The sequence below is a fragment of the Niabella drilacis genome (assembly GCF_900101395.1).
Taxonomy (GTDB): domain Bacteria; phylum Bacteroidota; class Bacteroidia; order Chitinophagales; family Chitinophagaceae; genus Niabella; species Niabella drilacis.
Map to the genome: position 1 here is coordinate 143,015 of NZ_FMZO01000004.1, position 20,890 is coordinate 163,904.

The following is a 20,890-nucleotide window of genomic DNA, read 5'->3' on the forward strand; positions in this document are numbered from 1 at the left end:
TCGGAAAAGTTGTAAATTGCAAATATGGATAATATTGTAAACGAACCGGCACCCGCCTACCAGAAAGCATTTTATTCCATAGCAGAATACCTGGAAATGGAAAAGGCTTCTCCGGAGAAGCACGGGTACTATCGTGGCGAAATCTTTGCGATGGCCGGTGCTGGAAAACGGCATAATATAATATTCAAAAATATGATGGGACAGCTTTATATGCGTCTGCGCGGACAACCCTGCCAACCTTATGGTAGCGATATGCGCATTCATATCCCGGAAAATACGTTGTTTACGTATCCCGATATTTCCATTATTTGCAATGATCTCATTTCTTCTCCGGAGGATAAGGATACTATTATTCAACCAACGGTATTAATTGAAATCCTGTCAAGGGCTACCCGGAACTATGACCGGGGTGGCAAATTTAAATTATATCGCGATATCCCCGCCTTAAAAGAGTACATCCTGATTGACTCGGAAAGCATCAACATAGAGGTCTTTTGGTTGAACGCTTCGGGCCATTGGGAGTTGGAGGAGTATAAAATGCCCGGAGAAACCATGCGCATCAATGCTGTTGACACCGGTATTGCGATCCACGAAATTTATGAAGGAACCCAATTGCCGTTATAGGTGCATACAGGATCTCCCCGGCCTTATTGGTTCAGCTTGCTGATGATCTCTTCTGCATGACTGGCACTTTTGGGCTTGAGGAAAATTTTCTGGATGATCCCTTTTTCATCGATCACAAAAGTGGTACGGTGCAATCCCATATATTTATTGCCAAACATTTGCTTCTCTCCCCACACGCCATATTTTTCAATAATGGTATGTTTAGGGTCTGCAAGCAGGGGAAAGGGAAGTGAGAACTTCTTTTCAAATTTTTTATGTTTTGCCCTATCATCCGGACTGATGCCGATGATCTGCAGGCCTTCTTTTTTCAACAGGGTATAGTTGTCGCGCAGGTTGCAGGCCTGTATGGTACAGGTGGGCGTGTCATCCTGCGGATAAAAATACAGGACCACTTTCTGTCCTTTAAAATCCTTTAGTGAGATCTTTTTTCCATCCTGGTCGGTACCGGTGAATACCGGGGCTTTGTCTCCTTCTTTCAAATGCGTTGCCATATGCTTCTAAACAGTTTTGATCGTTATTTTTTCTTTTTGTTGCCGGATGTGGTCTTTTTAGTGGTTTTCCCGGATGATGCTTTGCCCGTCGTTTTTGTCCGCGAAGTTCCGGTCTTTTTTGTAACCGTATGCCTGGCGGATCCTGTCTTCTTTACCGCGGTTCTGGGTTTTACCGGTTCGTCCGCAACCGGCCCGCCCCCTCTTCTGAACTTCCAGCTTCTTTCGGTTTTGTTCCCCGCAATATCAGTAACAGTTACGGTAAGCGTATGTTCACCGGGCGGCACTTTTTCATCAAAATAATACAGGTAGGTTTTGCCCTTATCGTTGGTAAAGCGGATCCATTGGCCATCTATCTCAGCGCGGAAGCTGGCAACACCAAAATTATCAGTGGGGGTAAAAGCGATCCGGGATGCCCGGCTAAGATCTACTATTTCGCCGCTGCCCAATGAATTTACAGCAGGGGGGGTGTTGTCTACAAAAGCCTCAAAGGTTCCGAAGTCGCGAAAAAGCCCGGTAACCCATTCCCCGTTCCAGGCAGCTTTTTTTACGGAGCTGCCGGCGGCTGTTCTCTTGATTACGATGCGGTCGCGCTGCTCTGCGGCAATAGGCTTTTCGGGCTTGATGCGTACTTCAAAATCGCTGTGCGCCGGAATATCGTTTTCCCCAAGTTTGTGTCTTGCAGAAATGCTGCTTCCCCCGCTGGAAGCCAGCCGGGCATAACCCGGGTTCATTTTGTCGTATAAAACAAACATGGGCAGATAAGCCTCAAAATCATATTTGAAGATGCGGTTGAGCCGGTTGGGAAGCCATTCATAGGATTGAACCGCTGGTGCAGCCGATCCATTGTTTTTCAGCATAAACGCAAGCGTGGAGGTATTGCCCCGGGTATCGCTTACCAGGATCTGTACCTGGTGGGTGCTGGTGTCGGTTAACCGGATGGTATTGTTATTCCATCCAAGATCGTAATAGACGCCACCCCGGTCGCCGGGCAGCTTGGAGAGATGCTGCACCCATGCTCCGCCATTGGCTTTCATTTTATAGTCTACCTGGCAGTTCATATAACGGGTGCTGTTGTAGCCGATGCTGTCGATATAGAAGCCGGAGATCTCTTCATCATCAACAAATAAACGGGCACTGTAAATACCATCACGGTTGCCGGCCCTGTTCCAGGTATCATAAGCCTGTATGGCAAAGCCCAGGTTGTTGAACGAAGTACGGAGGGTGCCTCCCTGCACCGTATAGGACGATCCTGATTTGTGAACGGGAAAGCTGACGGGGTACTGGCTATAAGTACTGTTGTTGCGGTCATACATGACCAGTTTTACCAGTGTGGGCGGGTATGCATCATTAAAGGGGGTGCCAAACAGGTCGGGGTTTAGCCGCCTGCCGGATTTTGTATCGATCACTTCCCAGTGCACATGGGGGCCCTGTGACCCGCCCGTAGTGCCGCTGTATGAAATAAAATCTCCTTTTTTTACCGGGAACTTCCCGGGGGGAATGGTCAGATGCGTTTCCCAGGATTCTTCCTGGTACTGATAGTTCTTTACATAAGCTTCCAGGTCGGGCTTGAAATCATTCAGGTGTCCGTAAAGGGTAGAGAGTCCATTGGGATGGTTAATAATGATCCATCTGCCCCAGCTTAAGGGCTCTATGCCTACAAAAGCAATGTATCCGTCTGCGGCAGCCACTACCTGCTGGTTTACTTTCTGGTTGGTTCGTACATCCAGCCCCATATGCCAGTGATTGGGGCGGAGTTCACCCATATTGGCAACAATATCCGGGGTCAGCAGGGTGGGCCACCGGAAATAATTTTGCGGATAAACGGGCTTTTTGTATAACTGCGCATACGAAAAAAGACCGGTTAACAGGAGTACGGGGAGTAAGAAGCGCTTTGCCATCCGTTCAAAAATAGGGAAACAGGCAGAATTGGTGTGCCCTGCATCCCAATTTTTAGCGATAACGACCAACTTCTTTAAAAATAGGTTACATTTATATCTTATATAAACCGACTGCTTTATGAAACGTTTCCTAAAATTCCTGATCGTTGCTGTTATTGTATTGGTCATAGTTGTATTGGGTTACCTGAAGTTTTTGTTACCGGCAGTAGGAAAGGCTCCGGATGTACAGGCTACGCTTTTACCGGACCGGATCGAACGGGGCCGGTACCTCGCCAATCATGTGGCTGTTTGTATGGATTGTCATTCCACAAGAGACTGGACCCGGTTTTCGGCGCCACCCCTGGAAAACACCATAGGGAAGGGAGGCGAATACTTTGGTCCTGAAATGGGTTTCCCGGGAAAATTTTACTCTAAAAATATTACACCGTACCACCTTTCCAAATGGACCGATGGGGAGATTTACAGGACAATCACTACGGGCGTCAACCGGGACGGGGAGGCCTTATTCCCTGTAATGCCTTACCTGAATTATGGGAAAATGGACCAGGAAGATGTACTGAGTATTATTGCATATCTGCGCACACTGGCTCCTCAAAAAAATGACCCGCCCGCGCGTGAGGTTAATTTCCCGATGAATTTTATCATCAACACCATTCCGCAAAAAGCGACCCCGGGGCAGCGGCCGGATACGGCTGACATGGTGAAACGGGGCGAATACCTGGTAACCATAGCAGCCTGCGTTGAGTGCCACACACCGGTTGAAAAGGGGCAGATCATTCCCGAAAAGGCATTTAGCGGGGGAAGGGAATTTGCCATGCCTGCGGGTGTGTTGCACACACCCAATATAACACCTGATGTTAAAACCGGTATTGGCGCATGGTCAGACAGTATGTTCGTCAGCCGGTTTAAATCCTATAGCCGCCCGGAAAGCCTGCACCCCGTTGGCAAAAATGAATTCAATACAATAATGCCCTGGAGCATGTACGCGGGTATGACTGAGGGTGATCTGAAAGCCATTTTTGCCTACCTGAAAACCGTTAAGCCGGCAGATAACCGCGTGGTTATATTTAAGGAAGCAAAAAATAAATAAAGGTAAACCGGCCATTTTTTGGAAAAACCCCGGGCCGGTAACGGGCAGGACTGTGGGCGGGCTGTAAATATCCGGTCCCCGGCGTCAATTATTTGCAGGATTCTTAACAACCGGAAGCGAACCTTTTTGTCGAATGGCTCTTCTGACCATAAAGACAGATATTATGAAGAAATTGTGCTGCCTGCTGCTGCTGTTGCGCCTTGCCGGTTTTGTAAATGCCCAGTCCACCATCCAGGTAAAAAATACCCGGAATCATAGCTTTGATATTATCCTGGAAAATGCAACACACTATTTTGAAGAAAGCGGATCCAATATCTCCATTGCCAACCTGGAGCCCGGAACGTATTACCTGAAGATATGGGATCCTTTTTTTGCCGAAGCCTCTGCGCGTGAAATGACCATTGCTATTAAAACGGGACAGAAAATAATCATTACAGTACAGGCACAGATGCAGCTGGATATGACTACGGAGACATTGAAAACAAAAACCGGAACCGTTGCAAAACCTCCGGTAGCCGTACGTCCGCAACCTCCTGTTCAGCGGTTGCCAAGAATGAAGGAGGCGGATGCAAAGGCGCTGGCAGCTGCCATCAATGGAAAGCCCTTTGATAATGAAAAAGAAGCGATTTTCCGGGCGGGCACCAAATACAATTCCTTTACCACGGCGCAGGTCCGGGACCTGATCATCAGCTTTAATTTTGGAAGCAACAAGCTCAATATGGCAAAGCTGGTCTTTCCACAGGTTACGGATAAACAAAATTACCATCAGTTAAAGGATTGTTTTACCTTCCTGGGGGAGCAGAATGATTTTATGAAATTTTTAAATCAGCAATAACTCGGCTTTCTGTACTATTTTCATGGAGTATTTAAACGGATCATGAAAAAAATCATTCCCGTAGTGATGGTGCTTCTTTTGCTGGGCCAGGTGCAGGCGCAACCGGTGAAGCCCAAAGTAAAGAACTGGCATTACCTCGATTATAAAAAAGACGGGTATCTCGGTATCAGCCTGGATGAGGCATACGCCCTTTTAAAGGGGCGAAAAGGCAAGCCGGTAATTGTAGCGGTGATCGATAGTGGTATTGATACCCTGCAACCGGACCTGGAACCGGTATTATGGAAGAACCCGGGGGAAATTCCCAATAACAACAGGGACGATGATGGAAACGGCCTGGTAGATGACTATTATGGATGGAATTACCTGGGCGCTCCGGATGGGGAAAACCTTTCTGTAAGCATCAGTGATGACTGGAGGACCTATCACCGGTTCAAAACCGCATTTGAAGGCATGGATAGTGCGCAGGTCCCTGTCGCACAGCAATGGCAGTACCGCGAGTGGAAACGGGCCCGTCAGAAACTGGTCAGTTCCCGGGATAACGCGCTAAAGGTCATTGACAACCTGCGCACGAACTGGGATATTGCCAGCCGCACCAACGAACTTCTGAAAAAAATGCTGGGTAAAGAGGTGTTTACCAGCAGGGACCTGGACAGCATTACGGTTACCAATGAAAACCGCGACCTGATTGGGATATGGAAAAGAATACTGGATGGCGGGGAAACCAGCAATACCGGTTTTTTAAAAGGATTTGGTGACTATAAAAAAGAAGAGGAAGACAACCTTATAAAGCTTACGACCCCGCCGGAAGATTACCGGGGAAAACTATTGGGAGATGATGATTATGATATTTCAAAAACCCGTTACGGAAATCATAACCTTACGGGGTTCAGCGGTTATCACGGAACGGGTGTCAGCAGTGTGATCGGCGCTGTCCGTAACAATGGAACAGGAATTGATGGCATTGCCGATAATGTAAGGATCATGATGATCCGGGGCATCCTTGGTAAGGATGAATTTGATAAAGACGTGGCCCTGTCCATAAGATATGCCGTTGATCATGGAGCCAAAGTGATCAACATGAGTTTTGGAAAATATATTTCGCCTGACAAACGCTGGGTGGACGAGGCCATTGCATATGCGTTGTCGAAAGACGTGGTACTGGTGCATGGTGCTGGCAACGATGCCACCAACGTAGATCTGAACGATCATTATCCCAGTTCCTACACCATCGATAACCGGCTGTTGCCCAACATGCTCCAGGTGGGCGCCAGCGGGGATGCCAGCCTGGGTACGCTGGTTGCCTCGTTTAGCAACTATGGGAAGAAAAGAGTCGATCTGTTTGCCCCCGGACTTGAAATTAACAGCGCCATTGCCGGAAATGGCACACAGTTGTCCAGCGGTACCAGTTTATCCAGTCCCGTGGTAGCCGGCATTGCGGCACTGCTGCGTTCCTATTTTCCGAAACTGAAGGCAGCTGAAGTGGTGGATATTATCAAAAGATCTGGTGCCACTGTTCCGGAGCCTGTGACCAAACCGGGGACCAATGAAAAAGTAGCGCTGTCTGAATTATGCAATTCCGGGAGGATCGCCAATGCTGCAGGGGCCGTAAAGATGGCATTAAAGATGACCGGCAATTAAAAGAGCGTATTACAGGGAATGTTTTTTCGCTGGTTGAATTTCAATCAGGAACCTTATGAATTGTAATTTTAAAAAAAAGTTCGTATGCAACCTCCAATTATTGAAACAATACAGGTGCATCCCACATTAAAGGTGGGTAATATCCCGGAAGCCATTGACTTTTATACCCGGCGTTTGGGCTTTACTTTTGGGTTCACCTGGGGTGCCACGCCCGATTTTGCTGGTGTGCTGCTTGGCGATAAACAAATATTCTTGTCGCGGGCAGCAGAACCGCATACAGGAAGCTCTGTTGTCTTTACGATTGAAAATGCCGATGAGCTGTATGCCTTTCACAGATCTAATGGAGTATCTGTGACTGAGCCTATCGCCGATCGGGAATACGGTATCCGTGATTATGCCGTTCGGGACCCTTATGGAAATGATCTTGTATTTGGAAACTATATTTATAATATGGAACCTCCGATCGAAATAGAGCGGGTGGATGTGCCGGTGCGGCTGGAAAAACGGTTGGCTGCATTGCTTGCTGACCTGGCTTTGCACAAAGGGGTGCCGGTAAACAGCTGCCTCGAGGAAATGCTGTTGCATAGCTTTGAACCGTATGGAGACGGTGTAGCCAGTCCGCATACCAAAACAACGCTTCGGTACATAAAGGAACTAAAGGAAAAGCATCATATTGATTATGATTCGCACGGCAGTTACCGGTTTGTAGAAAAGAAATAGCCTGCCGGTATTCAGATTCAGGGGCGGCGTAAAAATGTACTATCGTTCGTTTTTGAAAATTCCCCGGAAATTCTTCACCCTTTAAGCCTTCTTTTTCCTGTTTTAGGCATACTTTTGCGCAATTTATTTTTTTTAAAGAAAACAAAAAGATGCCCAAAGATACTTCTATCAAATCCGTACTTATTATCGGTTCCGGTCCCATTGTGATCGGCCAGGCTTGTGAATTTGACTACTCCGGAACCCAGGCCGCCCGCAGTTTGCGGGAAGAGGGGATCAGGGTAACCCTGGTCAACAGCAACCCGGCTACCATCATGACCGACCCGATGATGGCGGACCGTGTGTACCTTTTACCGCTGACCACAGAGAGCATCGAACAGATCCTGCAGGAAAATGAAATTGACGCTGTATTACCTACCATGGGCGGCCAAACAGCATTGAACCTTTGCAAGGAAGCAGAAGAACTGGGAATCTGGAAACAATACAATGTACGCCTTATTGGTGTGGATATCAAGGCGATAGATAAAGCTGAAGATCGCGAACTGTTCCGCCAGTGGATGATCGAACTGGGGATACAGGTAGCTACTGCAAAAACGGCCAATTCCTTCCTGGAGGGAAAAGAATTTGCACAGGAGATCGGATTTCCCCTGGTGATCCGCCCATCTTTTACCCTGGGGGGTACCGGTGGCGGTTTTGTACATGATAAAGACGAGCTGGATGAAGCCCTGAACCGGGGCCTGCAGGCTTCGCCCATTCATGAGGTGCTGGTGGAAAAAGCGGTGCTGGGCTGGAAGGAATTTGAACTGGAGTTGCTGAGGGATTCCGCCAATAATGTATGTATCATCTGTACGGTAGAAAACTTTGACCCCATGGGTGTGCACACCGGCGATTCTATCACTGTAGCGCCTTCCATGACGCTGAGCGATACCGGGATGCAGCTGATGCGGAATACGGCCATCCGGATGATGCGCGACCTGGGCAATTTTGCAGGCGGTTGTAACGTACAGTTTGCCATGAACCCCGCAACGGAAGAGATCATTGCCATCGAGATTAACCCGCGGGTGAGCCGTTCATCGGCGCTTGCTTCAAAGGCTACCGGTTATCCGATCGCAAAAATAGCAGCCAAACTGGCCATCGGTTATAACCTGGATGAGCTGGAAAACCAGATCACTCAAACTACTTCAGCCTATTTTGAGCCGGCGCTGGACTACGTAATTGTAAAAATACCCCGCTGGAACTTTGATAAATTTAAGGGAGCCAATGATACCCTGGGGCTGCAGATGAAGAGCGTGGGTGAGGTGATGGCCATCGGCCGAAGCTTTAACGAAGCGGTGCAGAAAGCCTGCCAGAGCCTGGAGAACAATGCTATCGGTCTCGGTTACTACGGCAAAAGCCTGATGCGTGCGGAGGAATTGCTCGAATATATTAAGACGCCGAAATGGGATCGTATCTTCCGTATAAAAGATGCCCTGATGGCTGGTGTTTCTGTAGGAACCATTTCAAAAGCAACCAATGGCATCGACCGTTGGTTCCTTTCTGAAATTCAGAAGCTTTGCGTGCTGGAAAAGAAAATTGCCGAGTATAACCTGGATACCCTGCCGGCAGACCTGCTGCGGGATGCCAAGGTAAACGGGTTCAGCGATGCCCAGATTGCGGAGATCATGGGGCATGGAAATACCGAAGAAGCCGTATATGCCCGTAGAAAAGAGCTGGGTATTAACCGGGTATATAAAATGGTGGATACCTGCAGCGCCGAATTTGAGGCAAAAACCCCCTACTTCTATTCTACTTTTGATGCACCCGCCAAGTTGGACCTGAGCGCCGGCGACCTGGTGCATAATGAATCGAAAGTTTCCGATAGGAAAAAGATCATCGTACTGGGCAGTGGCCCTAACCGGATCGGTCAGGGTATCGAGTTCGATTATTGCTGCGTACACGGACTGCTGGCCATTAAAGAAGCCGGTTATGAGGCCATCATGATGAACTGTAACCCGGAAACGGTAAGTACCGATTTTGATATGGCGGACAAGCTGTACTTTGAGCCGGTATACTGGGAGCATGTGCGCGAACTGATCGAATACGAAAAACCTGCAGGAGTGATCGTACAGCTGGGCGGACAAACAGCCCTGAAGCTGGCGGAAAAGATCAAGGACATGGGCGTGGAGATCATGGGTACCAGCTTTGATAATATGGATATCGCAGAAGACCGTGGCCGGTTCAGCGATATGCTGAAGGAATTAAAGATCCCTTATCCTGAATATGGTTCGGCCTGGACGGTTGATGAAGCCGTACAGATCGCCAACCGGGTGGGTTACCCGGTACTGGTGCGTCCTTCATACGTGTTGGGTGGCCAAAGGATGCGGATCGTGCTGAACGATGATGAAGTAGAAAGGGCGGTGATCAGCCTGTTGAAGCATATCCCCGGCAATAAGATCCTGATCGATCATTTCCTGGACCGTTGCCAGGAGGCAGAGGTAGATGCGATCTATGATGGCGAGAACTTTCACGTAATGGGGGTAATGGAGCATATTGAACCGGCGGGTATCCACAGTGGTGATAGTAATGCGGTATTGCCGGCCTTTAATCTTTCCCCGATGGAAGTGACCACCATGGAGCATTATGCGGAAAAAATAGCCAGGGCGCTGGACATCCGGGGATTGATCAATATCCAGTTTGCTATTAAAGATGGTACCGTGTATGTGATCGAGGCCAACCCCCGTGCCTCCCGTACCACACCGTTCATTGCCAAAGCCTACCAGATCCCCTACCTGAACATTGCCACCAAGGTGATGATCGGTGCCAGTAAGCTCACGGATTTCAAATTTGAGAAAAAGCTGAAAGGGTATGCGATCAAAGAACCGGTGTTCAGCTTTAATAAATTTCCGGGTGTGAACAAAGAGTTGGGGCCCGAAATGAAGAGCACCGGTGAGGCCATCCGCTTTATCAAGGACCTGAAAGATCCTTATTTCCGCCAGTTATATAAGGACCGGAGCATGTTCCTGAGCAAGTAAGTCTATTTAATACTTTATATTTAGAGCCTGTTTAAATTTTATTGATGGAATTTATTATGAAGCTATTTTGGAGCGAAACAAGGAAAATTTTGCAGGCATAGTAGGCCACTATGGCGAAAAATTTAACGCAGTTGCAGCCCAAAACAGCCATAATAAAGCCATTGAATGAATTTTAAACAGGCTCTAAAAGCCGGGCAAATTTATTTTTGTACCGGCTTTTTTTAATATGTTAAGCAGGAATAGAAGTTCCGGTATAAACGCATCTGATTTCAGCATGGATCAGCTCCGGAGAAGCGTTGCGTTAATAGCGAATATGTTGTTTGGATCAACCGGGTTCCAGCAAAGCCTCCTGTTTGTTCGGTCTTCACAATGTTGCGCGGAGCCGGGAAATACCTTGCGGTACACACGGGGTTCCGTAGTGTTGGTGGGGCTTCTCTTTTCCCCTAATTTGGATGCGTTTGTCCTGACGGAAGCCCCGCATAGCATATTTTATCGTATTTTCACTGCTTAATTATTGAGATTGATCTTATGACGTATAAACAAAAACCGGTAATTGGGATCACTTCCGGAGATCTGAATGGTATTGGGATCGAGCTGATTGTGAAAACGTTCTCCGATGCCCGCCTGCTGGATATCTGCACACCTGTTATTTTCGCAAATAATAAAGTGGTCAATTTTTACAGGAAGACCCTTCCCGAAAGTAATTTTAGTTTTTATCATACACGTGAATTTGAAAAGATCAATCCCAAACAGGTAACCATTTTTAACTGCTGGGAGGAAGAAGTCAATATTACGCCCGGGATCCTGAATGAGACCGGCGGGCGCTATGCTGTAGCTGCCCTGCAAACGGCTATTGAGGCGTTGAAGGAAAAAAAGATCGAGGGGCTTGTAACAGCGCCCATTCATAAATCCAATGTGCAGTCCGAACAGTTTTCCTATACCGGCCATACCCCTTATCTCAAAGCCAGCTTTAATGCCAAAGACGTGGTAATGATGATGTGCGCCGAAAATATGCGGGTGGCACTGTTAACCGAACACATTCCAATCAGCGAGGTGGCCCGGCATATTACAGCTGAAGCCATCCTGAGCAAGCTGGTGATCATCAATAGCAGCCTGCAGCGGGATTTTGGCATCAGCAAACCCCGGATCGCTGTGCTGGGGCTCAACCCGCATGCAGGAGATGAAGGATTGGTGGGAAACGAGGAACAAACGATCATCGCTCCTGCTGTTAAGCAGGCACGTAACCGGAATATTCTTGCCTTTGGACCGTACAGTGCCGATGCTTTTTTTGCCAGGGGGCAATATGAAAAGTTTGATGCCGTACTGGCTATGTATCATGACCAGGGCCTGATCCCCTTTAAATCCCTGGCCCAGGGAGAGGGTATTAACTATACAGCAGGGCTTGACATTGTCCGTACCTCGCCGGATCATGGGGTGGCGTTTGACATTGCTGGCAAAGGCCTGGCAGATGCCGGATCATTCCAGCAGGCCGTTTATACCTGTGCCGACATCATCAGCCAGCGTGCGGAGTACGGGGAACAACGTGCCAACCCGCTGCGGAAGGTTTCGCCGGATGTGGTTTCCAGGCTGGAAGACGAAAAGATTGAGGAGTAAAAGTATCAACAGTATAAATTATTGGAGATCCTGCCGGTAATGGCGGGATTTTTTTTGGCCACTGAGGCGCAGATACACAGAGACACAGCGTCTTTTTCGGCTACCACAACACCCTTTACCGAGGCTTCAGTTGCTTTAATTTTAAGTATCCAGTGTTTCTTGGTAAACCTATGGGGTCTTAAATGTTTTCATATTGCCCTGGCCGCGCGTGGTGCCCTGGAACTGGGCAAAATTATCCTGATTGTTGCTGGCGGTAATAATTTGTAGCGGCACGGATGCATAAATATCCAGTGCTTCAGTGGCATACAGCAGGGAACTGGCAAAAAAAATAAGAGGGGGTACGATGATCTGGAAAGATCCTGTAGCCCACTCTTAAGCCCTCTAAACCGACATAAAAGTAGGGCGCTTAAAACAGTGTTTTTAATTTATTCGATGAATGCCCTCATTTTTAAGCCCGATCCGGCAAAAAAAAAGATAAAGCAAAATGCCAGGGCCCGTTTCAGCTGTCATACAGCAATGAAACTGGATGCAGGCAAAAAAGCGATCCCCGGGGGAGATCGCTTAATTATCAATTAAAAGGAGGGGTTATTTTTTATAAAGCCCGTCTTTTTTAGCTCTTTCGGTTACTTTGGCAGCACGGTCTTTGCTGTCGGGGTGGCTGCTCAGCATTTTTTCGGTATTACTCGCACTGGCACCGCCGCTTAGTTCTGCCAGCTTGTTAAAAGCGCTGGCCATTGCCATTACATCGTAGCCATTCCTTTTTAAAAAGTCATAGCCGTATGTATCAGCATCAGATTCCTGTTTGCGGCTGTATTTAGATTCAAGAACGGCATTGGCAAACTGGCCCAGCTGGCTTTCGCTCAGCTGCGCTACGGCCCCGGATTGGGAAGCAGCAGCATCTGTAATGGCGGCTCTTTTATAAGCGGCCCTGACCGCATCCCGGGTATCCTTGTTCTTCACATGACCGATTTCGTGCCCGATCACGGAAAGGATCTCTTCGTCGGTCATCAGGTCCATCAGGGCTGCAAATACCCGGATGCTGCCATCAGCACAGGCAAAGGCATTGATATCCTTTACCAGGTAAACTTTGTAGTTAAGGGCCAGGCCGTCTTCGCTTTTGTGTTTTGCAAAGATCTTGTTCAGCCGGACAGCATAGGGGTCGTCATCTTTAGCAACGGGGTTGTTTTTGTCCATCCAGTCTACCGCCTGTTTGGCCAGTTTTGCTGCATCGGCATCGCTGAATGTTGCTGCTTTAACACCTTTTTCCGCAGCGCCGATCGTTTTTGAGTTGAGCTTAAATTGAGCTTGGGAACTGGTGGCAAAGGTTGCCAGGATAGCAACGGATAAGAATACTTTCTTCATGTTTTTCAGTTTGATTTAAATTTTGCGCCAAAGCTAAGGAGTTTGTATTAAAATAATGTTACAGGATCAGGAATTCAGGAGCTGGTCTACTGCTTTAACGGCGGCTTCCAGGCGGTCCGTTCCCTGCCCCCTGATTTCGGCCCAGGGTGTTTGCTGATCAATAAGCAAGGTCCTGTAGATCCGGAACAATTCCTCCCTTGTTTCAGGATCGGGGTATTCCCTCAATTCGTCTTTTACCCAGGGGAGATCGGTGTTGCATAACAGGTATAAGTCATACCTGCGGGAGGCAATAGTATCCAGGATAAAAGAATGGCACTTGTTAAAAACGAATTCGCACCAAACCTTCATCACGTACATATCAGTATCAATAAAGAGCAGGTTTTTTCCATTGGCTTGCAATTGCCGGCTATATTGATCTTCCAGTGCCAGCTGGCCCCGGGCAATGGTCAGCAGCTGTCCGTAAGTATACGTTTTCCCGTTTGCCAACAGGTAGTCGCGGGCATATTCAGGGCACCAGCCGGTGTGGTAATGTGCTGCCAGGGCCGCGCACAAATGGCTTTTCCCGGTACTTTCGGGGCCTATGATCACAATTTTTTTCAATATGATTTTTTAATGGGTTATCAATAATGAGCGGTGAGCTCCGGTTGCCGCAGTGCTCATTACGGCGGGTTCCGGTAATTACGGATGGCACGCAGGTACCGGGCGCCCTTTTTGGTACGGAAACGGGTGGGCATTTGTTTAAACCTGCTGTTACGGTCAAAGGTCCATACAATAAAATGAAGGTGGGGAAAATAGGTGTAACCCGTATTGCCGCTGCGCGCGATGGGTTGGCCTTTTTTGACAGCATCACCCACCTGCACCAATACTCCGTCTTTCTGCAGATGCCAGTACCCTGCCCGGGAACTGTCCGCATGCTGAATAACAACATAGTTGGCATGCACCCGGTTCGATTTTTTAATGCCGCCCTGGCTGCCGTCTTTTTTCAGCCGCACCACAATACCATCTCTTGCTGCGCATACAACAGATCCGGCCGGCATTTTAAAATCCAGTGCAGCCCTTCGTTTATGCGTAAACTGTGTAAAATAGCCCTGTACCAGGGTATGACTGACGCCTTTGGGATAGGGCAGGTCGTAAATAAAGGAACTGGTATCAATGATGCTTCCTCTTTGAAGCCGGTGTGTTTCCCGGCGCAAAGGGTTGTTCATGTACGCACAGCTGCCCGATAAAACGGCTGTGGCCAGGGATATGAGGACGATCAAACGCATTAAAAAAGCGCCACCGGCACTGGTGACGCTAACAAATGTATTGATTCTGATGGATTATTCGGCTTCGGCCACTACTTCCTTTACTTCCGGGATCATGCGCTTCATCATTCCTTCGATACCGGCTTTGAGAGTGATCATTGAAGAAGGACAGCCGCTGCAGCTTCCCTGCATCATCAGGTTTACGACCCCGTCGTTATAGCTCCGGAACTGGATGGCGCCTCCGTCCATTTCAACTGCCGGCTTTACATAATTCTCCAGTAGCTCTTTGATCCGTTTTACCACGTCGTCGTCGTCAGCGGTAACCTCGTTGCTGCTTTCCTTTTTCACGGTGATCACTTCATCTTCATTGATCACTACTTTTCCTTCTTCGAGGTAGTCCTTTAAAAACTGGCGGATAGAAGGGGTTACATCCTGCCATTCTGCGTCGGCAGTTTTGGTGAGGGTTACAAAATTACTGGCAATAAAAACGGCCTTTATAAAAGGAAAACCAAACAATTCAGTGGCAAGCGGGGAAGGCCTGGCCGCTTCCACATCCGGGAAATCGATACTTTTACCAGGGTACAACAGCTTGTTGGCTACAAACTTCATTGTTTCCGGGTTGGGTGTCATCTCTGTATAAATACTGATCACTGGATTACCTGTTTTTATCATGATATGCTGCTATTAATTTACAAAATTAACAATATTTGGCCGTATTGGTTTAAAAGAGTGGGCGACAGCGTATAACATTTTGTTGTTCAGGCGGTATATGGATTTTCCATGGAGCCGATACCGGTTTTTTACAGGTCAGAAAAATGTGATCTGCCGGCGAATAATCTGTATCTTGTCCTGAATATCCGCAGGCAACTTGCTGTTGCGCCGGCGGGCAGCGGATAAATCCAGGATCTGTTTTGTGAAAAATTATTTAAATGGTTGATAGTAAAGGTGTTTTGAGTAAGCGGTTTAAACCTGTAGCGCTTTTGTACCTCACAGGCATCGTAATAAATTTTATTACCCGCCTCCTGCTGCTCTTTGTCTCTTTCAACGATCTTTCGCTGGGGCTGAAAAATATCGCGGGGGTCTTTTTCATCGGCTTGTTTTATGATATCTGCTTCCTGTCCTTTGTATCCATTCCCTTTATCCTGATAGCCTGGCTTACCAATGACCTCCTTTTCAAAAATCCCTGGAAAAAAGGAGTCATCGTGCTCTTTATGATCGGGATCGTTCTTTCTGTGATCCGGAATCCCATCCCAAAGGAGTTTGATAAAAAGCTTCCCTGGGTGTTTACCGGGCTGGTAGTATTGCTGTTTGGTATCTACCTGCTGCTTGCGTCAAAAACAGATGCCTACCGTCATCGCTGGCGGACCCGCGGTATGAAAGTATTCTTTTTTATCGTCCTGTTCCTGTTTGTTTTTAATATCATCAGCGAGTATTTCTTTTGGGATGAGTTTGGCTCCCGTTACAATTTCATTGCCGTGGATTACCTGATCTATACGAATGAGGTGGTAGGCAATATCAGGGAATCGTACCCCATCGGCTGGATCATTGCCGGTGTGTTGCTGGTGACCCTACTCATTTTTCTGCTCATCAGGAAACGCCTGGATGGCTGGGCTTTTGCCCGCCCGGGTATTGCAAAACGGTCGTTGCTGGCACTCGGGCTGCTGGCGGTTCCGGTGCTGGTTTATTTTTTGGTGAACAACCGGATCAAAAATTTCAGCGATAATGATTATGTAAATCAGCTGGCCGGTAACGGGGTGTATGAATTTGGTGCTGCCTTCTGGAATAACGACCTGGACTTTTACCGCTTTTACAAGACCGTACCAGACAGGGAAGCGCTTGCCGAAGTGCGGAAGCAACTGCTGGAACGTTCCCCCACCGATAGTTTTTTGAGCAATGACGGGTTTTCGATTGAGCGGATGGTGAACTACCCCGGCCCGGAAAAGCGGATGAATGTAGTACTGATCAGCATCGAAAGTTTCAGCGCAGGGTTTATGGGCACGTTTGGAAACCCTCAGAATATTACGCCCTATTTAGACAGCTTAAGCCGGCAATCAGTTTTTTTTAGGAAGTGCTATGCCACCGGAACCCGTACTGTGCGCGGGCTGGAAGTGCTTTCGCTTTCAATACCGCCCATCCCTGGGCAAAGTATTGTGCGCCGCCCCAATAACGACAGCCTGTTTACGATTGGGGCTGTATTGCGGGAGCGGGGCTATACCACCCAGTTTTTGTATGGAGGCTACAGCAGCTTCGACAATATGGGCCCCTATTTTTCGGCCAATGGCTATGAGGTGATCGACCGTTCCGCATTAAAACCGGAGGAGATCCACTATGCCAATATCTGGGGTGTGGCGGATGAGGATATGTTTACCCTGGCATTAAAACAGTTTGATAAAAATGCGGCCACGGGGAACCCCTTTTTTGCACAGATCATGACTGTCTCCAACCACCGGCCCTATACCTATCCCGAAGGCCGGATCGATATTGCGCCCAAATTGCAGAAAAGAGAGGGCGCCGTTAAATATACCGACTATTGTATCGGTAGTTTTCTCAGGCAGGCTGCTGCAAAGCCCTGGTTCTCAAACACTGTATTTGTGATCGTAGCCGATCATTGCGCTTCGGCCGCCGGTAAAACAGATCTGCCGGTAACCGGCTATCATATCCCGCTGTTTATTTACAGCCCGGCCAACCTGCAGCCGCAGGTGGTGGATCATATGGTATCCCAGGTAGACGTGGTGCCTACGATCCTGGGCCTGCTGAATAAAAGCTACCGTTCAAAATTTTTCGGGCAGGATCTGCTGCGGATGCCACCGGGTAAGGACCGGGCATTTATCAGCACCTATAGCGGGCTGGGATATTTAAGAGACAGTCAGCTCATCGTACAAACCCCACCTCATAAAGTGGAGCAGCAGCGCCCGGATTTTAGTACCGGCACGGCGGCAAAGATGGCGATCAATGACAGTTTATACCGTCAGGCCCTGAGCTATTACCAGCTGGCGGAAAAAATCTTTAAATCCGGGGGGTATAAACAGTAAAAAATGTTTCAAGTTCAAGGTTTAACGTCGGCTCCGGCTTCGGCACTCAATGAGCATCTAAAAGCTGCATGCTAAATGCTGATTGCTCAGATCTTGAATCTCAATTCTCAAATCTCGAATCTGAAATCTCAACATGAAAAAAATATACTACCTCGCTACCTGCGATACCTGTAAGAAAATAATGGAAGCCGCCGGAATCAACGAGCAAAGCGGGTTTCAGCTGCAGGATATCCGCACGGAAAAAATAACCCCCGGGCAACTGGATGAAATGAAACAGCTTGCCGGAAGCTATGAAGCTTTATTCAGCCGCCGGGCGCTATTGTATAAAGAGCTGGCGCTGAAAGATAAAAGGCTGGAAGAAAACGACTATCGTGATTATATCCTGGAACATGACACTTTTTTAAAACGCCCGGTAGTGATCATTGGGGACCGCATTTTTATCGGTAGTGATAAGAAAAATGTAGAAGCCCTGACCGTCTTTGTAAAGCAATAAAAGAGCGGCGTAACGGAGCAAGTAATACCATCGCGGTGTTCCATAGCCCCCATGGGTCAGGCCGTCATCCATAAACTGCAAAAAGGGCCAACTGCGGATGACAACCATTGGGCCAACGCTGCACAACAAATGCAACAAGCAGGGCCATCAAATGCAACAAAGAAATGAGCCGTTGATTATGATACCGGCGCTCTTTTCTTTTTTACGTGCAACATATAGTAGGCCATAACCGCACTGATCAGCATCAGGGCTGCTCCCAGCACAAAGGGCGCACCGGGAAAATAAACCGGCGCCTGCTCGTGGCTGAAAAAATAGAAGGTCCGGGTCATCATCAACGGGCCAATGATAGAGGTAAGGCTCATAATACAATTGAGGCCTCCCTGTAAAGCGCCCTGCTCATTAGCAGGAACCTGGTTAGTGATCAGCGCCTGCAGGGCGGGGCCGGCAATGCCTCCCATACAATAGGGCACCAGGAACGCATACATCATCCAGCTCCTGGTGGCAAAAGCAAACAGGATCATGCCAAATGCATAAAAGAACAGGCCGGTATACGCGCTTTTTTCATTTCCCAGCCGGGGGCTGGTATACCGGATCAGGACACCCTGAACAACGCCCACCAGCACGCCAACAATGGCCAGGGAAATGCCCACTTCTTTTTCTGACCACTTAAACTGGTCCATGGTAAAATAGCTCCAGTTGCTTTGAACGGCATGTCCTCCAAGAAAAATAAAGAAAAAACAGAGCACCAGTCCCAGGATGCCGGGATACTTTAAAAACAGGAGCAGGGACCCGACAGGGTTTGCCTTTAGCCAGTTAAAGGGCCGCCGGTTTTCGGGTTTTAAAGATTCCGGCAATACAAAATACCCGTAAAGGAAGTTCAGCAAACATAATCCTGCTGCTGCAAAAAAAGGAGCCCGCAGTCCCCATACAGACAGGAGCCCGCCCAATGCCGGTCCGATAACAAATCCCAATCCAAAGGCAGCGCCGATCAGGCCAAAATTCTTGGCCCGGTTCTCGTTGGTACTGATATCTGCAATGTAGGCGGTGGCTGTTGTAAAGCTGGCGCCGGTAATACCGGATAAGATCCGTCCTACTACCAGCAATGAATAAGTGTGGGCAAAGGCCAGGATAAGATAATCAAAGCAGAACCCCAGCAGGGATAGCAGGAGCACCGGTCTTCTTCCAAACCGGTCGCTCAGGTTTCCCATAAAAGGGGAGAACAAAAGCTGCATTACGGCATACAGTGCCAGGAGGTCGCCTCCATAGATACTTGCCTCACTGATACTGATATGTTTCAGCTCTGCGATCAGTTTTGGCATCACCGGAATGATCAGTCCGAAGCCGATGACATCAATGGTCATGGTAATAAAGATAAAGCCGATGGCGGCATTGCGCGACTGTTTCATTCGAAAGGGTTGTTTATGGTCCCCCCGGGGCCTTTTCGGGCCACGGGTTTAAAAAAGGGCAGCAAAGATGCGTAAATTTTATGGCTTATATAAACCGGTGGTGATACTTTCCTCAAAAAAAAATTACTATACTTATTAATTATTTTAAAAACTTTGTTAAATTTGAAATAACATTTTTGTAATGCAAAAACGATTGCAATATAAACACCTGATCTTTAGGGAATTTTATTACGCCGGATCCCTGTCCTGTGCGGAGCTCAGTTCCCGTATCGGGAAAAGCATTCCCTTAACCACTCAGATGATCAATAACCTGATCAAAGAAGGGGTCGTGGAGGAAAACGGGCTGGCGCCTTCGAACGGCGGCCGGCGTCCTGCCCTGTATTCGGTAAAACCGGATGCCATGTATGTGGTTGCTGTGGCAATGGACCAGATGATCACCCGGATTGCCATTGTTGATTTTCATAATAAACCGGTAGGCGCTATTGTTCAGCATGAGCTGTTGCTGGCCAATAACCCCGGTGCATTGACGCAGTTAAAGAACGCTATTGAGCAGGCCATTAAGAAATCGAAGATCCCGAAGAAAAAAGTGCTGGGCGTAGGTATTGGCATGCCCGGGTTCATTGATGCGGCGCAGGGGATCAATTATTCATTCTTTCCCAATGAAAGCAGCAGTATTACGGCTTTCCTGGGCAGCGCTTTGGAAATACCGGTTTACATCGATAATGATTCCAGCATCATTGCGCTGGCGGAGCATCGTTTCGGAGCGGCAGCCGGCGCCCGCAATGCTATGGTGGTGAACCTGGGCTGGGGTGTGGGATTGGGCCTGATTCTCAACAACCAGCTGTACCGGGGTGAGAGCGGGTTTGCAGGGGAATTTAGCCATATCCCCTTTTTTAATAATAATAAGATCTGCTCCTGCGGGAAAAGGGGCTGCCTGGAAACGGAAACCTCGTTAAAGGTCATTATCGAAAAGGCGGAGCAGGGATTGAAACGGAAGGGGAGTACTTCATTACTGAAAAAGAACTTCCGTACAGGCGCCATCGAAAAGGACTGGCAGGCCATCGTGAAGGCAGCGCAATCGGGGGATGAATATGTGATCCGGTTGCTTACGGCAGCGGGGTACGATATTGGACGGGGTGTAGCCGTGCTGATCCATTTGTTTAACCCCGAGCTGGTACTGCTGAGTGGCCGCGGGGCACAGGCCGGGCGCATATGGCAGGCCCCGGTGCTGCAGGCGGTAAATGAACATTGTATCCTGCGTCTCGCTGAAAATACAGCTGTAAAGGTTTCGCAGATGGGAAGCCGCGCCGAACTGATCGGTGCTGCCGCGCTGGTACTGGAAAACCTGGTGCGTGGCAAAAGCAGGGAGCCAAAAAAAATGCTTATTTGATTATAGAATCGACCGGAACACCAACAATTTTAACGATTAAAAATG

18 protein-coding genes are annotated in these 20,890 nt (G+C 48.3%); 11 read left to right on the forward strand and 7 right to left on the reverse strand.

Translation table 11 applies throughout. The annotated features are described in order from the left end of the window. Window positions 1-24: 24 nt before the first annotated feature. Entirely contained in the window at window positions 25-624 is a 600-nt protein-coding gene (locus BLS44_RS09080) for a Uma2 family endonuclease (RefSeq protein ID WP_090389758.1), read from the forward strand. Window positions 625-647: 23 nt separating this feature from the next. Here BLS44_RS09080 and bcp read toward each other — a convergent pair whose 3' ends face one another. After that, on the reverse strand, window positions 648-1,115 hold the full coding sequence (gene bcp, locus BLS44_RS09085) for a thioredoxin-dependent thiol peroxidase (protein WP_090389759.1): 468 nt from the start codon (window positions 1,113-1,115) through the stop codon (window positions 648-650). A 23-nt stretch (window positions 1,116-1,138) separates the two neighbouring features. Then, window positions 1,139-3,013: a peptidoglycan DD-metalloendopeptidase family protein gene (locus BLS44_RS09090; RefSeq protein ID WP_090389994.1), complete on the reverse strand. Its 1,875-nt coding sequence runs from the start codon at window positions 3,011-3,013 to the stop codon at window positions 1,139-1,141. A 118-nt stretch (window positions 3,014-3,131) separates the two neighbouring features. Between BLS44_RS09090 and BLS44_RS09095 the strand changes: the two genes are divergently transcribed. From BLS44_RS09095 to BLS44_RS26495, 7 genes are all read left to right on the forward strand, one after another. After that, window positions 3,132-4,103, forward strand: coding sequence for a c-type cytochrome (locus tag BLS44_RS09095; protein WP_090389760.1), 972 nt, complete (start codon window positions 3,132-3,134; stop codon window positions 4,101-4,103). A 163-nt stretch (window positions 4,104-4,266) separates the two neighbouring features. Beyond that, window positions 4,267-4,938, forward strand: a complete 672-nt coding sequence (locus tag BLS44_RS09100; RefSeq protein WP_176954362.1) for a proline and serine-rich protein 1 family protein — start codon at window positions 4,267-4,269, stop codon at window positions 4,936-4,938. Between the two features lie 42 nt (window positions 4,939-4,980). Next, window positions 4,981-6,576 (forward strand): S8 family serine peptidase, encoded by a 1,596-nt coding sequence (locus BLS44_RS09105; RefSeq protein WP_090389762.1) that lies wholly within the window; start codon window positions 4,981-4,983, stop codon window positions 6,574-6,576. Window positions 6,577-6,660: 84 nt separating this feature from the next. Continuing rightward, window positions 6,661-7,296, forward strand: a complete 636-nt coding sequence (locus tag BLS44_RS09110) for a VOC family protein (protein ID WP_090389763.1) — start codon at window positions 6,661-6,663, stop codon at window positions 7,294-7,296. Window positions 7,297-7,445: 149 nt separating this feature from the next. Further along, window positions 7,446-10,304, forward strand: coding sequence for a carbamoyl-phosphate synthase large subunit (carB, locus tag BLS44_RS09115; protein WP_090389764.1), 2,859 nt, complete (start codon window positions 7,446-7,448; stop codon window positions 10,302-10,304). Between the two features lie 528 nt (window positions 10,305-10,832). Then, entirely contained in the window at window positions 10,833-11,918 is a 1,086-nt protein-coding gene (pdxA, locus tag BLS44_RS09120) for a 4-hydroxythreonine-4-phosphate dehydrogenase PdxA (protein ID WP_090389765.1), read from the forward strand. Window positions 11,919-12,350: 432 nt separating this feature from the next. Beyond that, window positions 12,351-12,494 carry a hypothetical protein gene (locus BLS44_RS26495; RefSeq protein ID WP_176954363.1) on the forward strand — a complete coding sequence of 48 codons (144 nt, stop codon included), beginning with the start codon at window positions 12,351-12,353 and terminating at the stop codon, window positions 12,492-12,494. Window positions 12,495-12,503: 9 nt separating this feature from the next. Here BLS44_RS26495 and BLS44_RS09130 read toward each other — a convergent pair whose 3' ends face one another. The 4 genes from BLS44_RS09130 to BLS44_RS09145 form a co-directional block, all read right to left on the reverse strand. Next, complete coding sequence (locus BLS44_RS09130; protein WP_090389767.1) at window positions 12,504-13,280, reverse strand: M48 family metallopeptidase; 777 nt, start codon at window positions 13,278-13,280, stop codon at window positions 12,504-12,506. Between the two features lie 66 nt (window positions 13,281-13,346). Beyond that, window positions 13,347-13,880, reverse strand: coding sequence for an AAA family ATPase (locus BLS44_RS09135; protein ID WP_245729155.1), 534 nt, complete (start codon window positions 13,878-13,880; stop codon window positions 13,347-13,349). Between the two features lie 59 nt (window positions 13,881-13,939). Next, the gene (locus BLS44_RS09140) at window positions 13,940-14,545 is read right to left on the reverse strand and encodes a M23 family metallopeptidase (RefSeq protein ID WP_090389769.1); all 606 of its coding nucleotides are present in this window, start codon (window positions 14,543-14,545) and stop codon (window positions 13,940-13,942) included. A gap of 54 nt (window positions 14,546-14,599) precedes the next feature. Then, a complete protein-coding gene (locus tag BLS44_RS09145; protein ID WP_090389770.1) occupies window positions 14,600-15,196 on the reverse strand; it encodes a NifU family protein in 597 nt (198 codons plus the stop codon). 257 nt (window positions 15,197-15,453) lie between these two features. Between BLS44_RS09145 and BLS44_RS09150 the strand changes: the two genes are divergently transcribed. Both BLS44_RS09150 and BLS44_RS09155 read left to right on the forward strand, forming a co-directional pair. Beyond that, window positions 15,454-17,556 (forward strand): LTA synthase family protein, encoded by a 2,103-nt coding sequence (locus BLS44_RS09150; RefSeq protein ID WP_090389771.1) that lies wholly within the window; start codon window positions 15,454-15,456, stop codon window positions 17,554-17,556. Between the two features lie 133 nt (window positions 17,557-17,689). After that, complete coding sequence (locus BLS44_RS09155; RefSeq protein ID WP_090389772.1) at window positions 17,690-18,049, forward strand: arsenate reductase family protein; 360 nt, start codon at window positions 17,690-17,692, stop codon at window positions 18,047-18,049. Between the two features lie 176 nt (window positions 18,050-18,225). Here BLS44_RS09155 and BLS44_RS09160 read toward each other — a convergent pair whose 3' ends face one another. Continuing rightward, entirely contained in the window at window positions 18,226-19,455 is a 1,230-nt protein-coding gene (locus BLS44_RS09160; protein ID WP_090389773.1) for a TCR/Tet family MFS transporter, read from the reverse strand. Window positions 19,456-19,636: 181 nt separating this feature from the next. Between BLS44_RS09160 and BLS44_RS09165 the strand changes: the two genes are divergently transcribed. Then, window positions 19,637-20,845, forward strand: a complete 1,209-nt coding sequence (locus BLS44_RS09165; RefSeq protein WP_090389774.1) for an ROK family protein — start codon at window positions 19,637-19,639, stop codon at window positions 20,843-20,845. Window positions 20,846-20,890 lie beyond the last annotated feature (45 nt).

What these genes read in the sequence shown, in the direction of transcription:
- BLS44_RS09080 (WP_090389758.1), top strand. Translation starts at nt 25, where the DNA reads ATGGATAATATTGTAAACGAACCGGCACCCGCCTACCAGAAAGCATTT.
- bcp (WP_090389759.1), bottom strand. Translation starts at nt 1,115, where the DNA reads ATGGCAACGCATTTGAAAGAAGGAGACAAAGCCCCGGTATTCACCGGT.
- BLS44_RS09090 (WP_090389994.1), bottom strand. Translation starts at nt 3,013, where the DNA reads ATGGCAAAGCGCTTCTTACTCCCCGTACTCCTGTTAACCGGTCTTTTT.
- BLS44_RS09095 (WP_090389760.1), top strand. Translation starts at nt 3,132, where the DNA reads ATGAAACGTTTCCTAAAATTCCTGATCGTTGCTGTTATTGTATTGGTC.
- BLS44_RS09100 (WP_176954362.1), top strand. Translation starts at nt 4,267, where the DNA reads ATGAAGAAATTGTGCTGCCTGCTGCTGCTGTTGCGCCTTGCCGGTTTT.
- BLS44_RS09105 (WP_090389762.1), top strand. Translation starts at nt 4,981, where the DNA reads ATGAAAAAAATCATTCCCGTAGTGATGGTGCTTCTTTTGCTGGGCCAG.
- BLS44_RS09110 (WP_090389763.1), top strand. Translation starts at nt 6,661, where the DNA reads ATGCAACCTCCAATTATTGAAACAATACAGGTGCATCCCACATTAAAG.
- carB (WP_090389764.1), top strand. Translation starts at nt 7,446, where the DNA reads ATGCCCAAAGATACTTCTATCAAATCCGTACTTATTATCGGTTCCGGT.
- pdxA (WP_090389765.1), top strand. Translation starts at nt 10,833, where the DNA reads ATGACGTATAAACAAAAACCGGTAATTGGGATCACTTCCGGAGATCTG.
- BLS44_RS26495 (WP_176954363.1), top strand. Translation starts at nt 12,351, where the DNA reads ATGAATGCCCTCATTTTTAAGCCCGATCCGGCAAAAAAAAAGATAAAG.
- BLS44_RS09130 (WP_090389767.1), bottom strand. Translation starts at nt 13,280, where the DNA reads ATGAAGAAAGTATTCTTATCCGTTGCTATCCTGGCAACCTTTGCCACC.
- BLS44_RS09140 (WP_090389769.1), bottom strand. Translation starts at nt 14,545, where the DNA reads ATGCGTTTGATCGTCCTCATATCCCTGGCCACAGCCGTTTTATCGGGC.
- BLS44_RS09145 (WP_090389770.1), bottom strand. Translation starts at nt 15,196, where the DNA reads ATGATAAAAACAGGTAATCCAGTGATCAGTATTTATACAGAGATGACA.
- BLS44_RS09150 (WP_090389771.1), top strand. Translation starts at nt 15,454, where the DNA reads ATGGTTGATAGTAAAGGTGTTTTGAGTAAGCGGTTTAAACCTGTAGCG.
- BLS44_RS09155 (WP_090389772.1), top strand. Translation starts at nt 17,690, where the DNA reads ATGAAAAAAATATACTACCTCGCTACCTGCGATACCTGTAAGAAAATA.
- BLS44_RS09160 (WP_090389773.1), bottom strand. Translation starts at nt 19,455, where the DNA reads ATGAAACAGTCGCGCAATGCCGCCATCGGCTTTATCTTTATTACCATG.
- BLS44_RS09165 (WP_090389774.1), top strand. Translation starts at nt 19,637, where the DNA reads ATGCAAAAACGATTGCAATATAAACACCTGATCTTTAGGGAATTTTAT.